Annotated in this window: 20 protein-coding genes; 7 read left to right on the top strand and 13 right to left on the bottom strand. The window is 31.7% G+C overall.

The features are described from left to right. Positions 1 to 90: 90 nt before the first annotated feature. Entirely contained in the window at positions 91 to 1,287 is a 1,197-nt protein-coding gene (locus tag ABI657_RS15135; protein WP_348098109.1) for a serine hydrolase domain-containing protein, read from the bottom strand. A 241-nt stretch (positions 1,288 to 1,528) separates the two neighbouring features. On the opposite strand from ABI657_RS15135, the gene ABI657_RS15130 reads away from it, so the two are divergent. Beyond that, positions 1,529 to 2,731, top strand: a complete 1,203-nt coding sequence (locus tag ABI657_RS15130) for an NAD(P)-dependent oxidoreductase (RefSeq protein ID WP_348098108.1) — start codon at positions 1,529 to 1,531, stop codon at positions 2,729 to 2,731. Between the two features lie 121 nt (positions 2,732 to 2,852). On the opposite strand, the gene fumC is transcribed toward ABI657_RS15130, so the two are convergent. From fumC to arsC, 3 genes are all read right to left on the bottom strand, one after another. Beyond that, the gene (gene fumC, locus ABI657_RS15125) at positions 2,853 to 4,238 is read right to left on the bottom strand and encodes a class II fumarate hydratase (RefSeq protein ID WP_348098107.1); all 1,386 of its coding nucleotides are present in this window, start codon (positions 4,236 to 4,238) and stop codon (positions 2,853 to 2,855) included. A gap of 578 nt (positions 4,239 to 4,816) precedes the next feature. Then, on the bottom strand, positions 4,817 to 7,345 hold the full coding sequence (locus ABI657_RS15120) for an outer membrane beta-barrel family protein (RefSeq protein WP_348098106.1): 2,529 nt from the start codon (positions 7,343 to 7,345) through the stop codon (positions 4,817 to 4,819). 90 nt (positions 7,346 to 7,435) lie between these two features. Continuing rightward, positions 7,436 to 7,780: an arsenate reductase (glutaredoxin) gene (gene arsC / locus ABI657_RS15115; protein WP_348098105.1), complete on the bottom strand. Its 345-nt coding sequence runs from the start codon at positions 7,778 to 7,780 to the stop codon at positions 7,436 to 7,438. A 97-nt stretch (positions 7,781 to 7,877) separates the two neighbouring features. On the opposite strand from arsC, the gene ABI657_RS15110 reads away from it, so the two are divergent. Both ABI657_RS15110 and ABI657_RS15105 read left to right on the top strand, forming a co-directional pair. Next, positions 7,878 to 8,810, top strand: coding sequence for a CPBP family intramembrane glutamic endopeptidase (locus ABI657_RS15110; RefSeq protein ID WP_348098104.1), 933 nt, complete (start codon positions 7,878 to 7,880; stop codon positions 8,808 to 8,810). 7 nt (positions 8,811 to 8,817) lie between these two features. Further along, positions 8,818 to 9,858: an AMP-binding protein gene (locus ABI657_RS15105; protein WP_348098103.1), complete on the top strand. Its 1,041-nt coding sequence runs from the start codon at positions 8,818 to 8,820 to the stop codon at positions 9,856 to 9,858. An 86-nt stretch (positions 9,859 to 9,944) separates the two neighbouring features. On the opposite strand, the gene ABI657_RS15100 is transcribed toward ABI657_RS15105, so the two are convergent. The 3 genes from ABI657_RS15100 to ABI657_RS15090 form a co-directional block, all read right to left on the bottom strand. Next, positions 9,945 to 11,174: a methyltransferase domain-containing protein gene (locus ABI657_RS15100; RefSeq protein ID WP_348098102.1), complete on the bottom strand. Its 1,230-nt coding sequence runs from the start codon at positions 11,172 to 11,174 to the stop codon at positions 9,945 to 9,947. 133 nt (positions 11,175 to 11,307) lie between these two features. Continuing rightward, positions 11,308 to 13,272, bottom strand: coding sequence for a KUP/HAK/KT family potassium transporter (locus tag ABI657_RS15095; protein ID WP_348098101.1), 1,965 nt, complete (start codon positions 13,270 to 13,272; stop codon positions 11,308 to 11,310). A 125-nt stretch (positions 13,273 to 13,397) separates the two neighbouring features. Then, on the bottom strand, positions 13,398 to 14,738 hold the full coding sequence (locus ABI657_RS15090) for a hypothetical protein (protein ID WP_348098100.1): 1,341 nt from the start codon (positions 14,736 to 14,738) through the stop codon (positions 13,398 to 13,400). Positions 14,739 to 14,855: 117 nt separating this feature from the next. On the opposite strand from ABI657_RS15090, the gene ABI657_RS15085 reads away from it, so the two are divergent. Beyond that, positions 14,856 to 15,917 (top strand): oxidoreductase, encoded by a 1,062-nt coding sequence (locus ABI657_RS15085; protein WP_348098099.1) that lies wholly within the window; start codon positions 14,856 to 14,858, stop codon positions 15,915 to 15,917. Between the two features lie 64 nt (positions 15,918 to 15,981). Here the strand turns inward: ABI657_RS15085 and ABI657_RS15080 are convergent, their stop codons facing one another. The 5 genes from ABI657_RS15080 to ABI657_RS15060 all read right to left on the bottom strand — a co-directional run bounded on the left by ABI657_RS15080 (position 15,982) and on the right by ABI657_RS15060 (position 18,989). After that, positions 15,982 to 16,434 carry a sensor of ECF-type sigma factor gene (locus tag ABI657_RS15080; RefSeq protein WP_348098098.1) on the bottom strand — a complete coding sequence of 151 codons (453 nt, stop codon included), beginning with the start codon at positions 16,432 to 16,434 and terminating at the stop codon, positions 15,982 to 15,984. A 17-nt stretch (positions 16,435 to 16,451) separates the two neighbouring features. Further along, positions 16,452 to 16,865: a hypothetical protein gene (locus ABI657_RS15075; RefSeq protein ID WP_348098097.1), complete on the bottom strand. Its 414-nt coding sequence runs from the start codon at positions 16,863 to 16,865 to the stop codon at positions 16,452 to 16,454. Between the two features lie 30 nt (positions 16,866 to 16,895). Next, on the bottom strand, positions 16,896 to 17,438 hold the full coding sequence (locus tag ABI657_RS15070) for a sigma-70 family RNA polymerase sigma factor (RefSeq protein WP_348098096.1): 543 nt from the start codon (positions 17,436 to 17,438) through the stop codon (positions 16,896 to 16,898). A gap of 66 nt (positions 17,439 to 17,504) precedes the next feature. After that, complete coding sequence (locus ABI657_RS15065) at positions 17,505 to 18,644, bottom strand: transcriptional regulator (protein WP_348098095.1); 1,140 nt, start codon at positions 18,642 to 18,644, stop codon at positions 17,505 to 17,507. Positions 18,645 to 18,800: 156 nt separating this feature from the next. Further along, on the bottom strand, positions 18,801 to 18,989 hold the full coding sequence (locus ABI657_RS15060) for a hypothetical protein (protein WP_348098094.1): 189 nt from the start codon (positions 18,987 to 18,989) through the stop codon (positions 18,801 to 18,803). An 82-nt stretch (positions 18,990 to 19,071) separates the two neighbouring features. Here ABI657_RS15060 and ABI657_RS15055 point away from each other — a divergent pair, with 82 nt between their 5' ends. Next, complete coding sequence (locus tag ABI657_RS15055) at positions 19,072 to 19,452, top strand: nucleoside triphosphate pyrophosphohydrolase family protein (RefSeq protein ID WP_348098093.1); 381 nt, start codon at positions 19,072 to 19,074, stop codon at positions 19,450 to 19,452. Between the two features lie 59 nt (positions 19,453 to 19,511). On the opposite strand, the gene ABI657_RS15050 is transcribed toward ABI657_RS15055, so the two are convergent. Next, positions 19,512 to 20,582, bottom strand: coding sequence for a branched-chain amino acid aminotransferase (locus ABI657_RS15050; RefSeq protein WP_348098092.1), 1,071 nt, complete (start codon positions 20,580 to 20,582; stop codon positions 19,512 to 19,514). A gap of 294 nt (positions 20,583 to 20,876) precedes the next feature. Here ABI657_RS15050 and mnmD point away from each other — a divergent pair, with 294 nt between their 5' ends. Then, complete coding sequence (gene mnmD / locus ABI657_RS15045) at positions 20,877 to 21,542, top strand: tRNA (5-methylaminomethyl-2-thiouridine)(34)-methyltransferase MnmD (RefSeq protein ID WP_348098091.1); 666 nt, start codon at positions 20,877 to 20,879, stop codon at positions 21,540 to 21,542. 155 nt (positions 21,543 to 21,697) lie between these two features. Further along, positions 21,698 to 21,895: a hypothetical protein gene (locus tag ABI657_RS15040; RefSeq protein ID WP_348098090.1), complete on the top strand. Its 198-nt coding sequence runs from the start codon at positions 21,698 to 21,700 to the stop codon at positions 21,893 to 21,895. Positions 21,896 to 22,352: the final 457 nt, after the last annotated feature.

Here is a 22,352-nt window from a genome sequence, read left to right as displayed (position 1 = left end):
TTGCTGTCAAAACCAGTCGACCCCAAAAATGAGTTTGCAAATTTATACTATTTGAGGCAAGATTAATAATAAATTTTACTTAAAATTTAATTATTCGTCATCTTTAAATTTAAAAGGATAATCTCCGAAAATTGGTGCCAGTTTTCGAACCGCATAGGTTTTTCTGGTCATCTTATTTGATAGTGCTATAATCGTTACCTCTTCTTTTTGAAGCGTTATGTAGGAGGAAGTATTTCCATGCCACCAGCCATTGTGAAAATAGAAATTTTGCCCAGTTTCCCAATTAATCATTCGAATGCCTAGACCATAATTTTTACTGCCTTTTCGTTCATTGCTCTGTCCGGTATAAACTTCTTTTAATAAAGCCGGTTTTAAAAAGCCAGGAGCATTTCTTGCTCTGTCAAATTTTAAAAGATCACGAACTGTTGAAAAGATATTTTTATCGCCATAAACATTATCCAAATAATCGAAACCAATTTCTGCACCATTCCCTTTGTAAGAAGGAACAATGCTTTTTCTGTCCTTATCATCATCAAAAACATAAGTATGCATCATTCCAAGAGGTTTGAAAATCATTTGAGACATTGCTTCTTTATACGTCAGGCCTGTTATTTTTTCAATAATAAGTGCCAGCATCGCATAATTGGTATTGCAATAACCAAAACGTGTACCAACCCTAGATTCCAAACCTACATCTTTTGTTGCCAGAATATCCAAAATATCCTTGTTTGTAAGCTGGTTATGCCTGTCCCAAACCGATTTGTCATGATCTGTAAAATAAGCATAACTTCGCATTCCGCTTCTATGGCTTAATAACATACGAACAGTACACTCTTCATATGGAAATGTTTTTAAAATGGTATTTACTTTTTGATCCAGTTCAATCTTGCCTAAATCAATCAATTTTAAAACAGCAGTTGCAGTCAGTACTTTACTTACAGAAGCAATTTGTACAGGAGTGTCCGCAGTAATTTTGGTGTTTTTATTTTTATTTGCATAACCGTTATATCTTTCGAAAATAATCTGACCATTTTTTGCTACCAAAAAACTTCCGTTCATGCTGTTATTCGGCCAGTTTTTATTATAGAAGTGATTTATTCTGCCATTTACAGAATTGATATACGGCTGGGTTATTTTTTTTTCAGGTCCCATTGGGGTCATTTTACCCAATGTGTCTTTTACTTCCGGAGTTCTATCTGAACTTGATGTTTTATCTTTTCCACATGAACTTAAAACTAATATTAGAAAAAGTATTTGTGGTATATTTGCTTTTTTTACGAATCTCATTTGCCATTATTCTTGAAAAACAAATATATAGAATTCAATACTTTTGATTTGCCATTTTATCAACATTAATTTAGCTTTTAACATATCATTAGTATATTTCATTTTTAGTCAATTGTCCATCAGCTACTAATGATTTTTCGTAAAATCACGTATAAAAAAAACAACATAAATTTAACTTAATTTGTTATATTTAAAACAAATTAAAGCGAAAAAGTTACATATTAAACTCAAAATTCAATACATGAAATTCGGAATTATAAAAGAAAGAAAAAATCCACCAGACAGACGCGTAGTTTTTTCTCCAAATGAATTAACAAAACTCAAACAACTCTATAATGAAGCAACAATAACAGTAGAAAGTTCAGATATTCGAATTTTTTCTGATGTCCAATATCAAAGTATGGGCATTACAGTTTCTGACGATCTTTCTGATTGCGATGTTTTATTTGGAGTAAAAGAAGTACCTGTTGAAAATTTAATTCCAAACAAAGCCTATTTCTTTTTTTCACATACTATAAAAAAACAGCCTTATAACAGAAAATTGCTTCAGGCCATATTAGAAAAAAATATAGATTTATACGATCATGAAACTATTGTTGACGAAGATAACCGCAGATTAATTGGTTTTGGAAGATATGCCGGAATGGTTGGGGTTTACAATGGGATTCGTGCTTTTGGAATAAAATTCGAATTATTTAAGCTGCCAAAAGCAGAAACTTTAGAAGGTAAAGAAGCACTGATAATGCATTTAAAGCGTATCACTTTACCTGCCATAAAATTTGTGGTTACCGGAACAGGAAAAGTAGGAAGCGGTGCGATAGAAATTTTAAAAGCAATTAAAGTAAAAGAAATTACTGTTGAGAATTATTTAACCAAAACCTATGCTCAGGCTGTTTATGTACAGTTAGATGTTTTAGAATACAATAAAAGAATTGATGGTCAAATTCTTGACTTCAAAGATTTCACTGACCATCCTGAAGCTTATGTTTCTGATTTTGAAAAATTCACGAAAGTAAGTGATGTTTATTTTGCAGGCCATTTTTATGCAAATGGGGCACCGATAATTTTGAGCAGAGAAATGCTCAATGCAAGCGATTGTAAATTAAAAGTAGTAGCGGATATTTCATGTGATGTGAATGGACCTATTGCCTGTACTTTACGAGCTTCAACAATTGCTGAACCTATTTATGGTTATTTTCCTTTAGAAGACAGGGAAGTAGATGTTTTTCATCCTGCAGCAGTTGCAGTCATGGCGGTTGACAATTTGCCTTGCGAAATTCCGAAAGATGCGAGCGAGGGTTTTGGAGAATTATTTATGGAACATGTTATTCCTGCCTTCTTTAATGGAGATAAAGATGGGATTTTGCAACGTGCCAAAGTAACTGAAAACGGAAAGTTGACAGAAAGATTTAGCTATCTGCAGAATTATGTTGATGAAAAATAGTTATGAGTTATAAATTATGAATTCATAATTTACTATAATTTAAGAAATAATAAAAACGGTAGAAAACTTAAAAAGTCTTCTACCGTTTTTCGTTACTTATAACTCATAATTCATAACTCCTTTAAACCATTTCTTCAGGTTTTACCCAATCATCAAAATCGTCCGAAGTCACATAACCTAAGCGAACGGCTTCGTCTTTTAGAGTTGTTCCGTTTTTATGGGCTGTTTGGGCAATTTCAGCTGCTTTATAATATCCGATTTTTGTGTTTAAAGCCGTTACCAGCATTAATGAATTGTCTACCAATTCTTTGATACGTTTATAATTTGGCTCGATTCCCTGAGCGCAATGCTCATCGAAGGAAACACAGGCATCTCCTAATAATCTTGCCGATTGAAGGAAATTAGCAGCCATAACAGGTTTGAAAACATTCAGTTCATAATGTCCCTGCATCCCTCCTATTGAAATTGCTACATCATTCCCAATAACCTGAGCACAGACCATAGTTAAAGCTTCGCATTGTGTTGGATTTACTTTTCCGGGCATGATAGAAGAACCAGGCTCATTTTCCGGAATGTGAATTTCACCAATTCCCGATCGTGGTCCAGAAGCCAGCATTCTAACATCATTAGCAATTTTGTTTAAAGAAACAGCCAATTGTTTCAGAGCGCCGTGTGTTTCAACTATGGCATCATGAGCAGCAAGAGCTTCAAACTTATTTTCGGCAGTGACAAAAGGATGATTGGTGAATTGTGCAATATATTCGGCGACTTTTACGTCATATCCTTTTGGAGTATTCAGACCTGTGCCAACAGCAGTTCCGCCTAAAGCGATTTCAGATAAATGCGGCAACGTATTTTTAATAGCTTTTAAACCGTAAGCTAATTGAGCGGCATATCCTGAAATTTCCTGACCTAACGTAAGAGGCGTGGCATCCATAAGATGTGTACGTCCAATTTTTACAACATCTTTGAATTCTTTCGCTTTTGCGTCTAATGTTGCGTGTAATTTTTCGACTCCCAGAATTGTGGTTTCTACAATCATTTTATAAGCTGCAATATGCATTCCGGTTGGAAAAGTGTCGTTGGATGACTGCGATTTATTGACATCATCATTTGCTTTTATAAATTGTTCGCCTTCGCCAATTTCAAAACCTTTAAGTACCTGAGCGCGGTTTGCAATTACTTCATTGACGTTCATGTTACTTTGCGTACCTGAACCGGTCTGCCAGATTACAAGTGGAAACTGATCGTCTAACTTTCCCTCTAAAATTTCGTCACAGACTGCTGCAATAGCATCACGTTTTTCGATAGGCAAAACGCCAAGATCGCAATTGGCATAGGCTGCGGCTTTTTTCAGATAGGCAAATCCTTCGATGATTTCCTGTGGCATTGAGGCTGAAGGCCCTATTTTGAAATTATTTCTGGAGCGTTCCGTTTGCGCTCCCCAATATTTATCGGCTGGGACTTGTACTTCGCCCATCGTGTCTTTTTCTATTCTGTATTTCATTGTCTGGATATATAATTGTTTTAATGTATTCTTAGAATTTCAAAATTTAATTTTAATCATTATTTTCAACAAATACCGAATTCCTAGCCCCGATAGAAGTGAAAATCCTTTTTTTTTTTCTTTAAAAACAAAAAGATTGTAACGGATAGCGGGAAACAGCTCCAGAAAAATATACATATTCCTCTACTTTAACACTTTAGAAATAACGGTAAAAGCTCTTATTTAAAATCAGTTTAAATATACGCATAATTGTGATTTTATAAAAATTGATTTGGATTTTATTGCTAACGAAAAATATAAAACTTACATTTGTCCTTACATTCAAAAATTCCGGAAAACATGTTTGAATTTTCACAGTACTTAGGTTTTTTACTTTTCTTGACCATACTAACTATAGGGTTTTGGTTGATGTTTTTCTTAGTAGGTTTCGTATCTTATTGGGTTACGGGTGCCAGCTGGGAAATGATCAAAGAGAAAAGAGCAAAGAAAAAACAAGAACAACAATCGATTTAATTTTAAATTGATTTCATAAAAAAAGGACCGTTTACGAGTCCTTTTTTTTATGCTTATTATAATTATTATCCTGGGAATTCTCCACCTTCTTCTCCACCACCATTTTTTGGTGCATTTTTATCCCTGTCTGTTTTCTTCATGTTTAATCTGTAAGTGAAGGACAGATTGATTTGTCTTCTTCTCCATTGCGATTCACCATATGAATTTACACTTGCAAGATTAGTTTCATTTTTCATTTTTCTGGAATTGAAAATATCACTAACATTCAATGCAAGCGTTCCTTTCTCTTTTAAAATATCCTTGCTGAAAGCTGTATTGACTACGTAATTTCCTAAACTTTTACCCTGGGCCGTATTTCTTGGTCCGAAATACATTCCGGATAATTGCCATTCAATTTTATAAGGAAGTGTCACACGAGAGTTTACCCTTGAGAACCAAGAGAAAGTTTCATTGTCTAAATTGGTTGTAATCTCATCTCCCTGTGTGTTCGTATAGGTATAATTTCCTGTTGTTTTGGTATCTGACAGATTAAAACTACTGTTGATTTTCCATATTTTAAAAGGAGTATAATTTAAAGTAAATTCGAAACCAAATTGTTGCTCTTTGGCTAAATTTATTGGGCTGCTTAAGATTATAGGGTTCTGTGTTTCAATAAATTCATTTGAATTATCCGGATCATTTGGATCATAATCTGGATTAGGAATTTTTGTTATTACATATTCTCCCGTTTCGGTACGAACAAATGAAAATACATCTTTGGTATTTTCAAAATACATCGAAGTACTAAAAGTTACTTTATCCCAACGTTTCAAATACCCTAAATCAAATTTATCAGTAAATGAAGGATCTAAGTCCGGATTACCTCTGAATAAGTTAATGTTACTAGAAAAGTTCGTTGCCGGATTCAGGAAACGTCCTCTTGGTCTGGATAAGCGTTTGCTATAACTTAAAGAAATACTGCTCTCGTCTGTAATTTCGTAATTTAAAAATGCACTAGGAAAAAAGTTGTTGTATTTTTTAGTATTATAATTTTGTGTATCTAAAAGATTGACATCAATTACAGTATCTTCCCAACGTAAACCAAATAGGTACGAAAACTTATTTACTTTAAAACCATATTGTGTATAAAAGGCATTGATACGCTCATTATATTCTAATGTATTAGAAAGATAACCACTAATAGCATTTCCATCATCATCTGTTCTAACACTATATTCATTATCCATATTGTTAAAGTTACCTTTGTAACCGGCTTCAAACTGGCTGCCATTTTTTAATGGAAGTACGTAATCTGCCTGCAATTGTACCTGATTTTGCTTTTGGTTATTAAAAGTGGTATCAAACCTGGCTGGAATACCGCTTCCTATTGTTTCGTCGGTAATAAGAGAATTATCTGAATCTTTATCATTAGAATAAGAAAAATCCAAAGTTAATTTATGTCCTTTGTCGTCGAAATTTTTTAGAAAATTAGACGAATACTCAAAATCTTTTCCATTATCATTTCCATTACTTAATCGATAGCGGGTAGAACTAAAATTACGATTAGCATCAAACGAATCATAATTTACAAAATCATTACTTGAACCGCTGTTATCTCTGTAGCTGATAGCATTTGTCCAGTAAGCATTCTCACCCACTGTCCATTCAAAACCTGTTTTGGTAGATATCCCTTTTCTCAGACGATCAGTATCTCTGGTTTCATCTGTGTAACTTGTTATATCCCTTGCGCTGTTAAAGTTAGTTGAATTGGTAAAACCTCTTCCCTCACTAGTTCTGTAATCATATCCTGTTGTAGTGAAAAAATTTATTTTTTCGGTTTTAAAATTTAAATTGGCACTTGCACCATACGTCTCCGGAATTCCTGTTGATACAATAAAACTTCCGTTAAAACCTAAGTTTCTTCCTTTTTTTAAGACAATATTCAGGATTCCTGCTCCACCTTCAGCATCATAACGAGCTGATGGATTTGTGATGACTTCTACCTTGTCAATCGCATCTGCAGGGATTTGACGTAAAGCTTCTGCCATGTTCAGCGCATTTGAAGGGCGCCCGTCAATAAAAATACGTACGTTTTCATTTCCGCGTAAGCTTACATTTCCTTCAACATCTACAGAAACTGAAGGAACGTTTTCTAAAACATCACTAACAGTTCCTCCTTTTACAATCATATCCTGACCTACATTGTAGACTTTTTTATCTAATTTAATCTCTACTGTTGACTTTTCTGCACGCACCACAACTTCGTTCAGCTGAGCTGCATCTTCTGATAAGTTTACAACTCCTAAATTGGTGTCGGCTGAAATATTTTTTTGTTTGATTTCAGTGGACTTAAAAGAGATAAACTCAATCTTAATATCATAAATTCCCGGAGGAACAGCTACTTCAAATTCTCCTTTCGGGTTGGTAATCCCTCCAGTGATAACTTTTGTTTCATTAGGATTCATAATAGAAATAGTAGCATACTCCAATGGCTGCTTTGTGATTTTTTCTAAAACTTTTCCTGTAATTTTTACTTTGTTTTGGTTTGGTGGCTGTTGTGCATACATAGCTGAAAAAAGCAATATAAGCATAACCGTAAATTTAATTTTTTTCATTGTTTAGGTTTTGTTTTTCTTTTAGACCGCAAATTTAGTTGTTGGTTTAAAATGAAAAATCATAAATAAATGTTAATTACACACTTTTAATTATTTTAAGAAGACAGTTACCTTTTCTAAATCTCGCCCAATAATCGCTTTCCTATTTTTTATCACAATGGGTCTTTCAATTAAAATTGGATTATCTATCATTGACTGGATCACTTCAGAATCGGTCAGGGTTTTATTTTTATAGTTTTTAATCCAAATTTCTTCCTTAACTCTTACCAATTCAATTGGTTTTATGTCTAGTTTTTCAATCAATTCTTTTAGCTCATCAAAATTAGGTGTATTAGTGAGATAATGAATAATTTTGTAATCCTGATTAGACTCCTTTAAAAGAATCAGGCAATTTCTTGATTTTCCACATCGTGGATTGTGATAAATTTGAATCATATTATGTAAAAGATATTTAAACTAAAAAAAGTAATTTAGCTTTCCCAAAAATAAGATTTCAATCTTACATTAGACTTCAATTTTAAATTTAAATAATATGTTTTTAGAACAAGGAATCAAGCCGGAAAATCAATTTTGGAAATATCTCTTAGGCTCTGTTTTTATTATCACGGCTTCATTCGTTGGTCAAATTCCATTTACATTAGCAGTACTTTACAAAAGCTTGCAGGGAAAACAGGCTTTTCCAACAAATAACACAGCTTTAATGAAAATGTATGAGCCCAATATAACTTTGCTTTTGGTAATGATTTCATTTATTTTTGCTTTTGCAGGTATTTATTTTGTTATAAAATACATACACAAACAAACCCTTTTGTCCATTACTACTTCCAGAAGAAAAGTAGACTGGAATCGAATTCTATTTTCTTTTGTTCTATGGTCTTTGTTTTCAATTATAAGTGTTCTGGTTATTTATTTTCAGTCTCCAGATACCTTTTTGTATAATTTTAAACCTATTCCTTTTTTACTACTATTTCTAATTGGAACCGTTTTGATTCCAATTCAAACCAGCACCGAAGAGTATGTTTTTAGAGGCTATCTGATGCAGGGGTTTGCTAATCTGGCTCGAAATAAATGGTTTCCACTAATTATGACTTCTATGATATTCGGATTAATGCACATTTTAAATCCTGAAGTGGAGAAAATGGGTTATATCATCATGGTATATTATATTGGAACTGGCTTGTTTTTGGGAATTATTACCCTAATGGACGATGGAATGGAATTAGCATTGGGGTTTCATGCCGCAAATAACCTTATTGGAGCTTTATTGATAACATCAGATTGGTCAGCATTTCAAACACATTCTGTTTTTAAGGATTTATCGGAACCATCTGCAAGTTTTGATATTATTTTGCCGGTAGTCATTATTTATCCCGTCTTGCTTTTTATTTTTAGCAAAAAGTATAACTGGAAAAATTGGAAAGAAAAACTGACAGGTGACATAACAGTTACAGAAAAAATAAACTAATTGCATTATGATTCAATTAACTCATGAAAAGGTACATAATTATTTTAAAGTAAATGGTCATCATCTAAATGGAGATGAACTCACTGTGATAGCCTGCAGCCTTATCAAGGAAGGTAATCCTAACGAGCAGGCAATTGGAGATTTTTTATTAGACTGGTTCGATGAAAAAGAATACATCGAGATGAAAACATCCGGAACTACAGGCCTTCCTAAATTAATTAGATTGCAGAAACTGGCCATGATTCAATCTGCATTAGCTACCGGGAAATTCTTCGATTTAAAATCAGGAGACAAAGCGTTACTTTGCTTACCTGTTAAGTTTATTGCCGGGAAAATGATGCTGGTAAGAAGTTTAATTTTAGGTCTGGACTTAGATATTGTAGAACCATGTACAATGCCTTTAGCCTCAAATAAGATTGTGTATGATTTTGCAGCGATGGTACCTTTGCAAGTTCAAAATTCGATTAAAACTTTAGAAAAAGTTAAAAAACTTATTGTTGGGGGAGCTAAAATGGATGCTGAATTAGAAAAAAAACTTTTGCCTTTAAAAACAGATGTTTATGAAACTTACGGCATGACCGAAACGATTACTCATATTGCAGCCAGAAAAGTCGGTGAAAAATTTTTTACTGTGCTTCCTAATGTAAAAATAATTAAGGATAATCGAGGATGTTTAGTAATTGACATTCCCGTAATCTCTGAAGAGCCCATTATTACCAATGATTTGATTGAATTAATAACAGAAAATCAATTTACTTTTTTAGGAAGAATTGATAATGTGATTAATAGTGGCGGTGTAAAATTAATTCCAGAACAAATTGAAGCAAAATTGATTGGAAAAATCAACTCCAGATTTTTTGTAACCGGGATTCCCGATTCTCTTTTAGGGGAAAAATTAATTTTGGTTATTGAAGGTGAAAAACAACATTTTTCAGCTGATTTTTTTGATGTTTTGGATAAGTATGAAAAACCAAAAGAAATAGTTTTTGTTCCAAAATTTAAGGAAAATGAAAATGGAAAACTATTACGTAAACTAAGCTTGGGATAAATTATCCATATTTTGGAAAAGCATAGTTAAAAATATACCCTTTAGAAATAAATTGCAAAGGGTATGTTTTTTTTATGAAATTGAATTTATTCAACTATTACGGCATTCTTGCGTTCCAGTAATGCCATATAAAATCCGTCAAAACCAGATTCCGAAGCCAAAATTTTACGATCTTTTATAAATGTAAATTGTTTTCCGATTTCAGTTTTTAGGAATTTCTCTACCTGCTCCTGATTCTCTGATGGTAAAACGGAACAAGTAGCATAGACTAATTTACCTCCCGGTTTTACAATTTTAGAATAGCTTTCTAATACTTCTGCCTGTACTTTTTTAATGTTATCAATAAATTCAGGTTGTAATTTCCACTTCGCATCAGGATTTCTTTTTAAAACTCCTAAACCACTACATGGAGCATCAATTAAAACTCTGTCTGCTTTTTCATGTAATTTTTTGATCACTTTTGTAGTGTCAATTATGCGATATTCAATATTAAAAGCACCATTTCTTTTAGCTCTTAATTTTAACTGTTTCAATTTGCTTTCGTACAAATCCATTGCAATCAATTGTCCTTTGTTTTCCATTAAGGAAGCAATATGTAATGTTTTCCCACCAGCACCTGCACAAGTATCAACGACACGCATTCCTGGTTTTACATCAAGAAAACCTGCCACTAATTGTGAATTAGCATCCTGAACCTCAAAAAGTCCTTGTTTAAAAGCATCTGTTAAAAACACATTGGCTCTTTCTTTCAAAACTAAAGCTTCAGGCTGATCTTTTAAATATTCTGTTTCGATATTTAAATCCATCAACGTGTTTCTCAGACTTTCTTTAGTTCCTTTAAGCGTATTGGTTCTTAAAATCACTTTAGCAGGCTGGTTTTGAGCGGCAATTTCTGTAGCCCAGACTTTTTCTCCCAATTCTTTCACTCCTAATTCGTCCATCCAGTCCGGAATAGATTCTTTTAATGCCCTAATTTTTGAAAGTTCATCAAAACGACCTTTTATTTTTCTTTCGGGCGTTCCTTCCAATTGTTTCCAATCGGGAATTGGATATCCTCTCAATACTGCCCAAACAGCGAACATTCTCCATAAATTCTCTCTGTCAAAAGGTTCTTTTACTTCCGCAATTTCTGAATATAATCTTTTCCAACGAACAATTTCGTATATGGTTTCAGCAACAAACTTCCTGTCAGAGCTCCCCCAACGTTTGTCTTTTTTTAATGCTCTTGCTACCACTTTATCGGCATATTCCCCTTCATTGAAAATTGCGTTCAAAGAATCAATGGTAGTATAAACTAAATTTCTGTGTAATCTCATTTTAAATATTTGAATTGCAAAGGTAGTATTTATTGATTGAAAGTTAAATTTTTAATTTTGACTTTCAATCAATAAGAAAAAAACACTCTAATAAGAATAAAAGAGTGTTTTTTAAAAGTGTTTTGAAGTACGTTTATTTTATAATTCGGGTCAATCCAATGTTTTCAGGAGCATGAAGCACCATTGGAAATTTCTCTATTTTTACAGAACTGCTGTCTAAACCAAACGCTCTTTCTTCCGATAAACTTAATTTTTTAATGAAAAAATAAGAGTTCATAATAATGTTTTCATGCCATTTTAAATCACTGTCATTTGAAAGGAATTTTTCAGATAAAACAAACTTAAAATCACCAATAATATTGTTTTTATTTAATGATTCATAACGGCTTGTAATATCAACTTCTCCTCTTTTTACCATGTCGCGGATAACTTCCCTGAACATCAAATTGATTTTAGTAGGTTCTCTGAATCCTAAGTTAAAATCAATTCTGTAAATATCATCTTTTGCAATCTCAGTTACCTTATATTGTGTTTTATATGGCTCAGTTAAAATATTTACATGAACAAACCAATAAATATCAGCTCTTTTTGGACGTTTTTGCAAAATAGAATACATAACTTTTTGTTCCAATTCATCAACACGATTTGCGTTAGTCATATAAACTAAATGAGTTGCATATTTTGGAATAGATAAATCCTCACTCAATTCCATTAATACTTTCTTATAATCATCAATTTTGATAATTTTAGTATAGCTTTTATTAATCTTCTTAGCCAGATACCATATCGTCATTACTGAAATTAATAGGGCCGCAATAATTAAGGTTACATATCCGCCATCTGCAAATTTGGTAACATTAGCAATTAGGAAACTAAATTCTATCAATAAATAAATCGTAATAAGAGGAACCATAAAATATAATTTTACCCTCTTCATAATTAAATAATAATTAAGTAAAATAGTGGTCATGATCATGCATAATACAATAGCCAGACCATAAGCGTGCTCCATATTACTTGATTCTTCAAAATGCAAAACGATTCCAACACAGCCAAAAAACAATAACCAGTTAATAGATGGAATATAAAGTTGTCCTTTTACTTCTGTAGGATATTTAATTTTTACTTTAGGCCAGAAGTTTAATCGCATGGCTTCATTTATTAAAGTAAATGATCCGCTGATTAAGGCCTGAGAGGCAATTACAGCTGCTAAAGTTGCAATAACAATCCCAACTGGCTGAAACCAGTCTGGCATAATCAAATAAAAGGGGTTCCCATTTTCACCACCTAATCCCTGTAAAGTCTGACCTTCATGATGGGTTAAAAAAGCTGCCTGACCAAAATAATTTAAAACTAAAGTTAATTTTACAAAAATCCAGCTAATTCTAATATTTTTTCTTCCACAGTGTCCCATATCCGAGTACAATGCTTCAGCTCCTGTAGTACATAAAAACACCAATCCGAGAACAAAAAATCCTTCAGGATGTATCTGTAATAAATGGTATGCATAATAAGGATTTATGGCTTTTATAACTTCTGGATGCTGTGTAATCTGAATTACACCTAAAGTCCCCAGCATAGTAAACCAAATAAGCATCATTGGGGCGAAAAACTTACCAACAAGTTTTGTTCCAAATTGCTGTATGGTAAAAAGAACAAACAAAATTCCAATAACAATAGGAATTGTATTTATTTCAGGATAATATGTTTTTATTCCTTCTACAGCCGATGAAACCGAAATTGGCGGAGTAATAATACCGTCTGCTAATAAGGCACTTCCCCCAATAATAGCAGGTACAATTAGCCATTGAATTTTTGTTTTTTTAACTAGGGCATACAATGCAAAAATTCCTCCTTCACCGTGATTATCGGCACTTAATGTTATAAGTACATATTTTATAGTAGTTTGCAGGGTTAATGTCCAAAACACACACGAAATACCACCTAAAACAATATCTGCGTCAATTATATCTTTGCCAAGAATGGCTTTCATTACATATAATGGAGAAGTACCAATATCTCCATAAATAATTCCCAGTGTAATCAATAAACCTCCTATAGACAACTTACTGTGTAAGTTTTTATGCGATGTGCTCATGTATATTTTATAAAAGACGGTTGCAAATTTACTGTTTTAAAACAAATTAGCACCAATTATAAGTAATAAAGATAAAAAAAAGCACAATCGTTAAATTGTGCTTTTTAGATTTAATGATTAAAAGTTTAACCTCTTCTTCCTCCGCCGTTTCCTCGTGAGTTAGAACCACTTTCTCTTTGTGGCTGGCTGTTATTGTTATTTCTGGATTCCTGGCTTACTCTTGGAGATTCAGAACTTTGTGTTTGTGGTCTGGAAGTAGTAGCTCTGTTTTCACTTGATCTGTTTTCAGAATAATTTCTTGATGTTTCCGCTCTTTGTGTTGAAGCGGTTCTGCCGGAACTTGCTCTGTTTTCAGAATTTCCTCTTGAAGAATTTTCTCTTCTTTCATTAGAATAGTTTCTGGATTCAGATCTTTGAGAGTTTTCAGCCTTTACAGGATTATTTGCTTTGGCTGAATTATCTCTATTGGAAGTAACACGATTTGTGTTATTTCTTTCAGAACTGTTTCTATTTTCATAAGTGCCTCTCGATTCAGTTCTTACTGAATTTTCGACTTTTACAGGATTGTTTATTTTATTAGAATTTTCTCTATTTGTTGTACGATTAGTATTGAAATTTCTGCCCTGGTTTCTGTTTTCAGCATAATTTCTGTTTGAGTTTTTATCAGTTGAAACTCTGCCGGAAGTAGATCTGTTATTGTTATTTCTATTTGTTTCTCTGCTTGCAACGCGTCTTTGATCTAATTCATACCTATTATTGATATTTGAATGTCTTTGTGAAAAACTATAATTTGGACGTCGTGTTTCGTAACCATAAGTACGTCTTGATTCATATAAAACAGGAGCTCTGTAACTTCTTCTTGTGTTTACATAGTTGTAATGATTGTTGACATTTATACAAACATTAATATTGTTTCTATATCTGTAAACAGGATAAGGTCTCCAGGCATAATAATAAGTAGGATAAACATTCCATGTCCAGCTTGAATAATAAGGTCGGTAATTAGTTACCCAAAATGATGTATAAATTACCGGAGCAACATTATAAACTGGCTCATAAATATAGTTATCCCCATATAAATAAGAATTACCAATAACCTGAACACTGACTTTATTATAATTATCTCTTTCAACATCAATTGTAGCAATATCCTGATAAACATCACGGTCTAAAACAGATTGAATAATAATAACATGTGTTCTTTTTTCTACTGATTCGATAACTCGTAAATAATCAACCTGATCGTCATCATTCAAATCAAGATTCGAAATTTGATATTTTGGATCATTCAGTCTTCTTTCAAAATCCTGAAGATTAGCTGATTCTCCAAAAATAGAAGCAACAGCTCTTAAATCTAAATTATCACTAATATCAGAGTTTTTTGCATAAACTGTAGTTTGGCTTTGCGCTTCTGTTGAAGTAAAACCTAAAGCCAAAAGGGCTATAAAAAATAATTTGGTTTTCATGGCAAATCGTATTAAGATTAATATTGTGTCGTATCCAATTACTGTGCCAGAAAAAAAAATTTTTTTTGTTTTGAATATTATAATAATTGTACTTTAGCTATAACTAATTTTAATTATATGAAAAAAATAGTTGTGTTTTTAAGCGTTCTCGTCCTCCTTATGTCTTTTAAAACAGTTAGTTATAAAGACAAAAAAATATATGATGAGGGGTTTACATCTCTCATCATAGACACATTGTTTACGGATCAAATTAGTATTCGAGCCATCTTAATTGATAAAAATAAAGTTTGGTATGGGGCAGATAATTCTCGTTTTGGTCATTATGATTTAGACAAAAGAGAAAAATTTGAAGAGCATATTTATCGTGATACATTAAAATTAGAGTTTAGAAGTATTGCCCAGACATCAAAACACATATTTTTATTAAGTATTAGTAATCCCGCATTACTTTATCAGATTTCAAAAAAAACTCAAAAAGTAAAATTGGCTTATAAAGAAGTTAATGAAAAGGTATTTTATGATAGCATGCAATTTTGGAATGATAAAGAAGGAATTGCTATTGGAGATCCGACAGAAGATACTTTTTCGATAATAATAACTCGTGATGGTGGAGAAACCTGGACTAAATTATTATCAGATAAACTACCTACAAATGCTAAAGGTGAAGCCGCTTTTGCTGCCAGTAACTCCAATATCATAATTAAAGGAAACGATACATGGGTGGTTTCTGGTGGAAAAAAAGCTCGTGTTTTTCATTCTCCTGATAAAGGAAAAACATGGAAAGCATTTGAAACACCTATTGTTCAGGGAAAAGCAATGACTGGTATTTTTACAGCTGATTTTTACGATTCTAAACATGGTTTTATTGCTGGAGGCGATTATGAACTTCCACAACAAAATTTAGATAATAAAGCATTTACAACTGATGGTGGTAAAACATGGGAGTTAACAGGTCAAAATCAAGGGTTTGGATATGCATCCTGTATACAATATGTCCCAGGAAGTAATGCTAAACAATTAGTTTGTGTTGGAGCAACTGGTATACAACATTCTAAAGATGCGGGCAAAACGTGGATACAGCTATCTCCTGATTCGAAATTTTTTACAATACGTTTTATAAATAAAAATACTGCAATTGCAGCAGGACACAATAAACTTGTACAAATAAACTTTAAATAACAAGAACCCTAAAATAATAAAGTAAGTATTATTATAGGGTTCTTATCGCTGTTGTGCTTAATTATTAATTTTTAACCGCTGCCTTATCACGGTATTGTTTTAATAATTTTCTATTAAAATCATCTTCAGATTTTTTAAGCTTTAATATTTTTTTTGCAGAAAGGATCTTTTTTAAATTCACCATATACTTTTGACGTAAAAGATACAATTCCTTATCAGTACTTTCTATTTGCGACAACAATATTGCAGCTTCTTTTTCAGAAATTGAGTTGACATTGTCATCGTCTAATCTGCGTAAATATGTTTTCATTTTTTCATGGCGTAATTCAAATTGTTTATCGTCATACGCATTGTAAACAGGCCAGAATTTTTGGGCTTCGGAAGAAGTAAGCTCAAGTTCTGTTGTTAAAAATGAAACTTTATAGGCCTTTATTTTTTCACGTTTTTCATCATTTTGGGGATAAAATGAAAAACTAACAAAAAGTAAAAGTAGCGGAAATATATTTTTGATTTTCATCTTTGTTGATTTTAACATTATTCTGAAATTAAATTTTCAATATTAGGGTTTGAAGATAAAATATCTTCAAGAGTTTCCTGTTCAAGTGCAACATTTTTATTGATTGCTTCTATATCTTTAGCATCTAATTCACGAATTAAATCGTATTGATTCAAATTAGATTCGTAAGATAAATATGTTTCCAAGGTATCCTCATCAAGTTCATTTGGCGTACTATTATACATATTTACTATAGGAATCATTAGTCCAATAATAAGTATAGCTGCAACTAGTAATGCAATACTTATTTTTCGTTTGTAAAATTGAATTATTTTAACTTCCTTTTTATCGATTCGTTGTAAAACTTTTGCCGAAAAACTATCAAAGTAATCTTCCGGAGTTTTAAATCCGGTTTCAATTTTCGGTTTATTTTCTAGTTTAAATGTTTTCATATGTATAAGATATATTTTATACCAAAAGGTTTAATTTGTAGTAACATATAATTCAATTTTTTTTACAGCATGATGATAAGATGCCTTTAAAGCACCAACAGAAGTTCCTAAAATTTCTCCAATCTCTTCGTATTTTAACTCTTGTAAATACTTCATTTTAAAAACCAATTGCTGTTTTTCCGGTAATGTTACAATAGCTTTTTGAAGTTTTAATTGTATTTCATCGCCATCAAAATAAGTATCTGCTTTTAAATTATCAATTGTTTTATTCTGCAAAGCTTCCGATGTCAATCCGCTTAATTTTGCTTTTTGATTTAAAAATGTGAGTGCTTCATTAGTAGCAATACGGTACATCCACGAAAAAAGCTTACTTTCTCCCTTAAAATTTTTTAAATATTGAAAAACTTTTACAAAAGTATTTTGTAAAACATCATCGGCATCATCATGATTCAAAACAATATTTCGAACATGAGAATATAATGGTTTCTGATAATCTGACAAGAGTTTCTGAAACGCTATGTTTTGCGTTTTAGGATCTAATAATTGTGCTATAAATTCCTTCTCGTTTGTCAAGCTTTGCAATTTATGTTTTTTAGAATGAACTTAAACTAAAAGGTTTAAAGTACCGGCATATTTGTTTTAGAATTCAGATTGCTCATTTTCCTGTGTTGTATTTGTTGGAGTGGTTACAGGCTTTTTAGCCTGGGTTTCAGACTGAGGTTTATAAACAGAAATTTGTCGTGGCTCTACAGGAATAACTTTTGGTTTTACAGGAAAATAAATTTCAGTAATTAACTTCGAAGGGCTTTTAACATCTAGTTTACTTGCCGTTAAAATTTCAAGATGTGACCATGTCAAATCAGGAATAATTTTTTTACTACTTATAAAAGTATTAGTTTTTGCGATTGCTTTTTCTGTATATGAATAATCGCCTCTTAAAGTAGTTTTCACAGCTTCAAAAGTATTTAACCTTCCTGATAAAATATCACTTCCGGCACTTATAAAAATTTCTTTATTAATAGGCAGGCAAATGGAAATTTTTGCGAGTTGGGTAGTTGCATTATAAGTATGGTAAATAATAAAAGGTTTGCCACTAGAGTACAAATTGTTCTTTTTACTAAATTCTAACAGTTTCGGAATTACAACTTTAGCATTTTTATTTACTTTTTGAATCTCACTTGTAAATGTTTGTTTAATATAATAAGTTTCGGTCTTTTTTACGATACCATTTACCTTAATATCATACGTCCTGGTTTCATAATTTAAATTTTTATCTATGTTTGCAAGACTTTTTTCAGAAACTGTTCCAATGATATTATCAGATCCTCCATTTAGAGCCGTGTAAATTTTAAATAAAAAACTCATTGTACCTTTTGCTTTCCAGGTAACTTTTGTTTTATCAGCTAAAGTATCTTTAAAAGTCCAGTAGACATCTGCTTCGGTCCCATCAAAGTTCATTTTCTGATGAATTCTTTCACCTTCTGTGGTTTTCATTGTAATGGTATTTCCAATACCTTCGTTTCCTTCCCATGAAAATGAAGAACCATTTCCAATGGTTATATTTGAAAACTTGATTTTTATTGTAGGATCCTGAATGACCCAGGATTCAAAATCTTCAGAATTTCTAAAATCATTTACGTAATTATATACTGTTGATCTTGGCGAATTAATAACCTTGCTTCTTTCTACCGAAAAATCTCCTTTTTGGGTAGCTATAAAAACAGTAAGCGCAACAAAGCTTAATAATAATAAGAGAAATAAATATTTTAAGATTTTCATTTGATGAAGATTTTGGGTTTTGTAAAGTTATTAATTTTATCGCTACTTTAAATATGAAGCATAAAATAACATTTATCTTTAAACTAAATTTCTGTTACTTCTAAATTAATGGAGAATGTTTCCTTTATATTTTAAATATAGAAATAAATTTTGAGATTATCTTTTTAAAAAGATTTTAATCAAAAACAACACAATGATAAAAACAAAAAAACCTATCAACACTTTATAATTACCTTTATAAAATATCTTATGCATTGCTAAATCTTTTCGATATGCAAATATCATTACAATTACAAAAGCGATTAAAAAACAGATTGCAAACAGAAGCTGACCTTGACTAAACATAAATAAAAATTATTTTAGGCAAATTTAGAGAATTGTATATGAATAGTTGCTAATTTGCAGTTCATTTAATTAAATAATAATTATGAAAAAACAACTTGATTCAGTAATTGAATTTCATACTGCATTTAAAATAGGATATAGTGAATCACCAGTCACAGATTTAGGAAATGCTAAAAAATTGCTTCGGTATAATTTAATGAAAGAAGAAAATGAAGAATACCTTGAAGCAGTGCAAAACAATGATTTAGTTGAAATTGCTGATGCCCTCGGAGATATGATGTATATCCTATGCGGAACTATTATTGAACATGGACTACAAAATAAAATTGAAGCAGTTTTTGATGAGATTCAACGCAGCAACATGAGTAAATTAGGAGATGGCGGACAGCCTATTTACAGAGAAGACGGAAAAGTACTTAAAGGTCCAAATTATTTTAAACCGGATTTTTCAAAATTACTGTAAAATATAAACCCGACAAACTTATATAAAATCTGTCGGGTTGCTTTTTAATTAACTCTTAGTTATTGAACTTTTACAGTCCAGCCAAAAATATCTTCAGAAAGTTTATTTTGAAGATTAGTTAGCTTTTCTTTTAAAAGTGATGCATAAGTATTTTCAATTGGAGTCATTTCATAGTATACATCCTGATAAGAGAAACCTTTAATAACACTAATAACTGCAGCAGTTCCAGCACCAAAAATTTCTTTTAGTGATCCATTTTTAGCTGCTTCAACTAATTCTGAAACAACAACCGGGCGAACTTCAACATTAAGTCCTTCTTTCTCTGCCATTTCAATCAAACTTTTTCGGGTGATACCGTCCAAAATCCTTTCACTTACTGGAGCTGTCAATAAAGTATCATTTATTCTAAAAAACACATTCATTGTTCCTGCTTCTTCAAGTTTTGTGTGTGTGGCATCATCAGTCCAAATGATTTGTTGAAAACCTTCTTTATTTGCGAGATTAGTGGGATAAAACTGCGCTGCATAATTTCCAGCCGCTTTTGCTGCACCGATACCTCCATTTGCAGCTCTGCTGTAATGCTCAGCAATAATAACTTTTACTTCACCTGCATAGTAAGACTGTGCGGGAGATAGTAAAATCATAAATTTATATTCATCAGAAGGATTTGCTACGACACCAGCACCTGTCGCAATCATAAATGGTCGAATATACATACTACTTCCGTTACCTTTCTGAATCCATTCATGATCAACTTTTAATAATTCATTCAGACCATCCATGAAAATTGCTTCCGGGACTTCAGGCATAGCCATACGCACTGCTGAGCTATTAAAACGTTTGTAGTTTTCATCAGGACGAAACAACCAGACATCATTATTTTCATCTTTATAAGCTTTCATACCTTCAAAAATAGCCTGACCATAATGAAAGACTTTTGATGAAGGGTCCATTAAAATTGGAGCATACGGCTTAATAACCGGATTTTGCCATTCTCCATTTTTAAAATCGCATTCAAATAAATGGTCTGTAAAAACAGCTCCAAAGCTTAAGTTTTCAAAGTCAACTCCATTTATTTTAGATGAAGTGGCTTTTCTGATTTCAATCTTGCTTGTCTGAGTTGTACTCATAATAATATAGTTTTGTAATTTTTTAATTTCAATTAGAATGTAGTAATGAATATTCTAATAAAAGTTTTATTGAATGTAAAATTAAATAAAAATATATAATTTACTTGCTAAAAAACCATTAATTAGCTAGTTTAACTGCGATTTATTTATTTTACAATAAACTTTAAAAAACAGCTCTGTTTTATAGGGAATTTGTGAAAAAACCATGATTTTTTAAGGCTTTACATATTTGTTTTAATTAAATTTGACATACAAATCCTGAAAAAAAATAATTCAAGAACTTAATTTAAAATAGTGAAAAGACAAATAATAAAAACACTTGATGGCTCAACAACAATTCATTTAGAGGATTGGAATGAGTCTTACCATTCAAAACACGGTGCAATACAGGAAGCGAAACATGTATTCATTAAAAATGGCCTTACCCTATTTGAAAATAAATCAATAAGTATTTTAGAAATTGGATTCGGAACAGGTTTAAATGCTTTTATTACTTTTCTCGAAGGAAATAAAAAAAAGCAAAAGATTAATTATATAGGCGTTGAAGCATACCCTATCGGTACTAATGAGCTTTTAGAAATGAATTATGTCCAAGAACTTAAAGCTGTTGATTTTACAAATGTATTTGTACTAATGCATGAATGTAATTGGAATCACAAAATTGAAATAACTTCTGATTTTAGCTTAACTAAAAGAAAACAATTTTTTAATGAAATAGACGATCAGGAAAGTTTTGATCTCATTTATTTTGATGCTTTCGGATACAGAGTGCAACCAGAGTTATGGAGTACTGAAATTTTTCAGAAAATGTACAATAGTTTAAAACCAAATGGAGTATTAGTAACCTATGCGGCCCGAGGGGTTGTTAAAAGAAGCATGATTTCAGTAGGTTTTACTGTCGAAAAATTATCTGGCCCGCCTGGTAAACGAGAAATGTTTCGAGCAACTAAAAATATTTAAATTTGAAGAATTCCTATTGATTTATACATATCAAGAAAACGTATTCGCCAGTTTTATTTTTAAAAAACTAAGTTAAAAAGTATATTTATACACCATATTTGTTTATTTTTACGCCAAGTTTAAAAAAATAGATAACCCCAAAATCTTATTTTATTATGTCAAAAATGATGTTTGATTACACGAAATCAATACTTGAAAGAGTTAGTTTTGATCCTATACTTTTCTGCAAAGAATTAGAAAAAGCAATAAAAACATTGTTACCATACGAAATGGAGCTATTACAGGAATGGTTATTAAATTTCATTATAGGTAAACCAGAATTAAGAGAATGTATATTATTAGTTAAAGTATAAAAAAGCTGCTCATTTGAGCAGCTTTTTTATACTTTAAATGTGAGAAATTGATTCAAATATAATAGTTATTTTCTCAATCTGTAATCACTTTAAAACTTTAATTTAGTTGTTAAGTATTTTCAAATTCTTGCTAACTTATAGCCCTTTATTTATTACTTAAGATTATTAGGATAAGGGATAAAAACAATCATTTTGGCGTTTCCCTTTGGGTCGGGCTATCTGGCTGTGTCTTTTGTTCGGGGAATTCTTGGTTTAAAAGGCATCCCAGGTCTGCACAAAAGTATGCCGCTTCCATCCCTAACGCGATTTAGATACATTTTGATCCCAAAACCATCCCTATTGGATTGGATAATTATCCTAAAGGGTATAAAAACAAAAAACCCCTCATCGTTTGATGAAGGGTTTTCAAAAGAAAGGCGACGACATACTCTCCCACATAACTGCAGTACCATCTGCG

The sequence above is a fragment of the Flavobacterium sp. genome (assembly GCF_039930565.1).
Lineage (GTDB): Bacteria > Bacteroidota > Bacteroidia > Flavobacteriales > Flavobacteriaceae > Flavobacterium.
Note: the sequence above shows the minus strand (reverse complement) of the source record. Positions and strands in the feature narration are given on the sequence as shown.

Coding starts and splice junctions, on each gene's coding strand:
- ABI657_RS15135 (WP_348098109.1), bottom strand. CDS start 1,287: ATGAGATTCGTAAAAAAAGCAAATATACCACAAATACTTTTTCTAATA.
- ABI657_RS15130 (WP_348098108.1), top strand. CDS start 1,529: ATGAAATTCGGAATTATAAAAGAAAGAAAAAATCCACCAGACAGACGC.
- fumC (WP_348098107.1), bottom strand. CDS start 4,238: ATGAAATACAGAATAGAAAAAGACACGATGGGCGAAGTACAAGTCCCA.
- ABI657_RS15120 (WP_348098106.1), bottom strand. CDS start 7,345: ATGAAAAAAATTAAATTTACGGTTATGCTTATATTGCTTTTTTCAGCT.
- arsC (WP_348098105.1), bottom strand. CDS start 7,780: ATGATTCAAATTTATCACAATCCACGATGTGGAAAATCAAGAAATTGC.
- ABI657_RS15110 (WP_348098104.1), top strand. CDS start 7,878: ATGTTTTTAGAACAAGGAATCAAGCCGGAAAATCAATTTTGGAAATAT.
- ABI657_RS15105 (WP_348098103.1), top strand. CDS start 8,818: ATGATTCAATTAACTCATGAAAAGGTACATAATTATTTTAAAGTAAAT.
- ABI657_RS15100 (WP_348098102.1), bottom strand. CDS start 11,174: ATGAGATTACACAGAAATTTAGTTTATACTACCATTGATTCTTTGAAC.
- ABI657_RS15095 (WP_348098101.1), bottom strand. CDS start 13,272: ATGAGCACATCGCATAAAAACTTACACAGTAAGTTGTCTATAGGAGGT.
- ABI657_RS15090 (WP_348098100.1), bottom strand. CDS start 14,738: ATGAAAACCAAATTATTTTTTATAGCCCTTTTGGCTTTAGGTTTTACT.
- ABI657_RS15085 (WP_348098099.1), top strand. CDS start 14,856: ATGAAAAAAATAGTTGTGTTTTTAAGCGTTCTCGTCCTCCTTATGTCT.
- ABI657_RS15080 (WP_348098098.1), bottom strand. CDS start 16,434: ATGAAAATCAAAAATATATTTCCGCTACTTTTACTTTTTGTTAGTTTT.
- ABI657_RS15075 (WP_348098097.1), bottom strand. CDS start 16,865: ATGAAAACATTTAAACTAGAAAATAAACCGAAAATTGAAACCGGATTT.
- ABI657_RS15065 (WP_348098095.1), bottom strand. CDS start 18,644: ATGAAAATCTTAAAATATTTATTTCTCTTATTATTATTAAGCTTTGTT.
- ABI657_RS15060 (WP_348098094.1), bottom strand. CDS start 18,989: ATGTTTAGTCAAGGTCAGCTTCTGTTTGCAATCTGTTTTTTAATCGCT.
- ABI657_RS15055 (WP_348098093.1), top strand. CDS start 19,072: ATGAAAAAACAACTTGATTCAGTAATTGAATTTCATACTGCATTTAAA.
- ABI657_RS15050 (WP_348098092.1), bottom strand. CDS start 20,582: ATGAGTACAACTCAGACAAGCAAGATTGAAATCAGAAAAGCCACTTCA.
- ABI657_RS15040 (WP_348098090.1), top strand. CDS start 21,698: ATGTCAAAAATGATGTTTGATTACACGAAATCAATACTTGAAAGAGTT.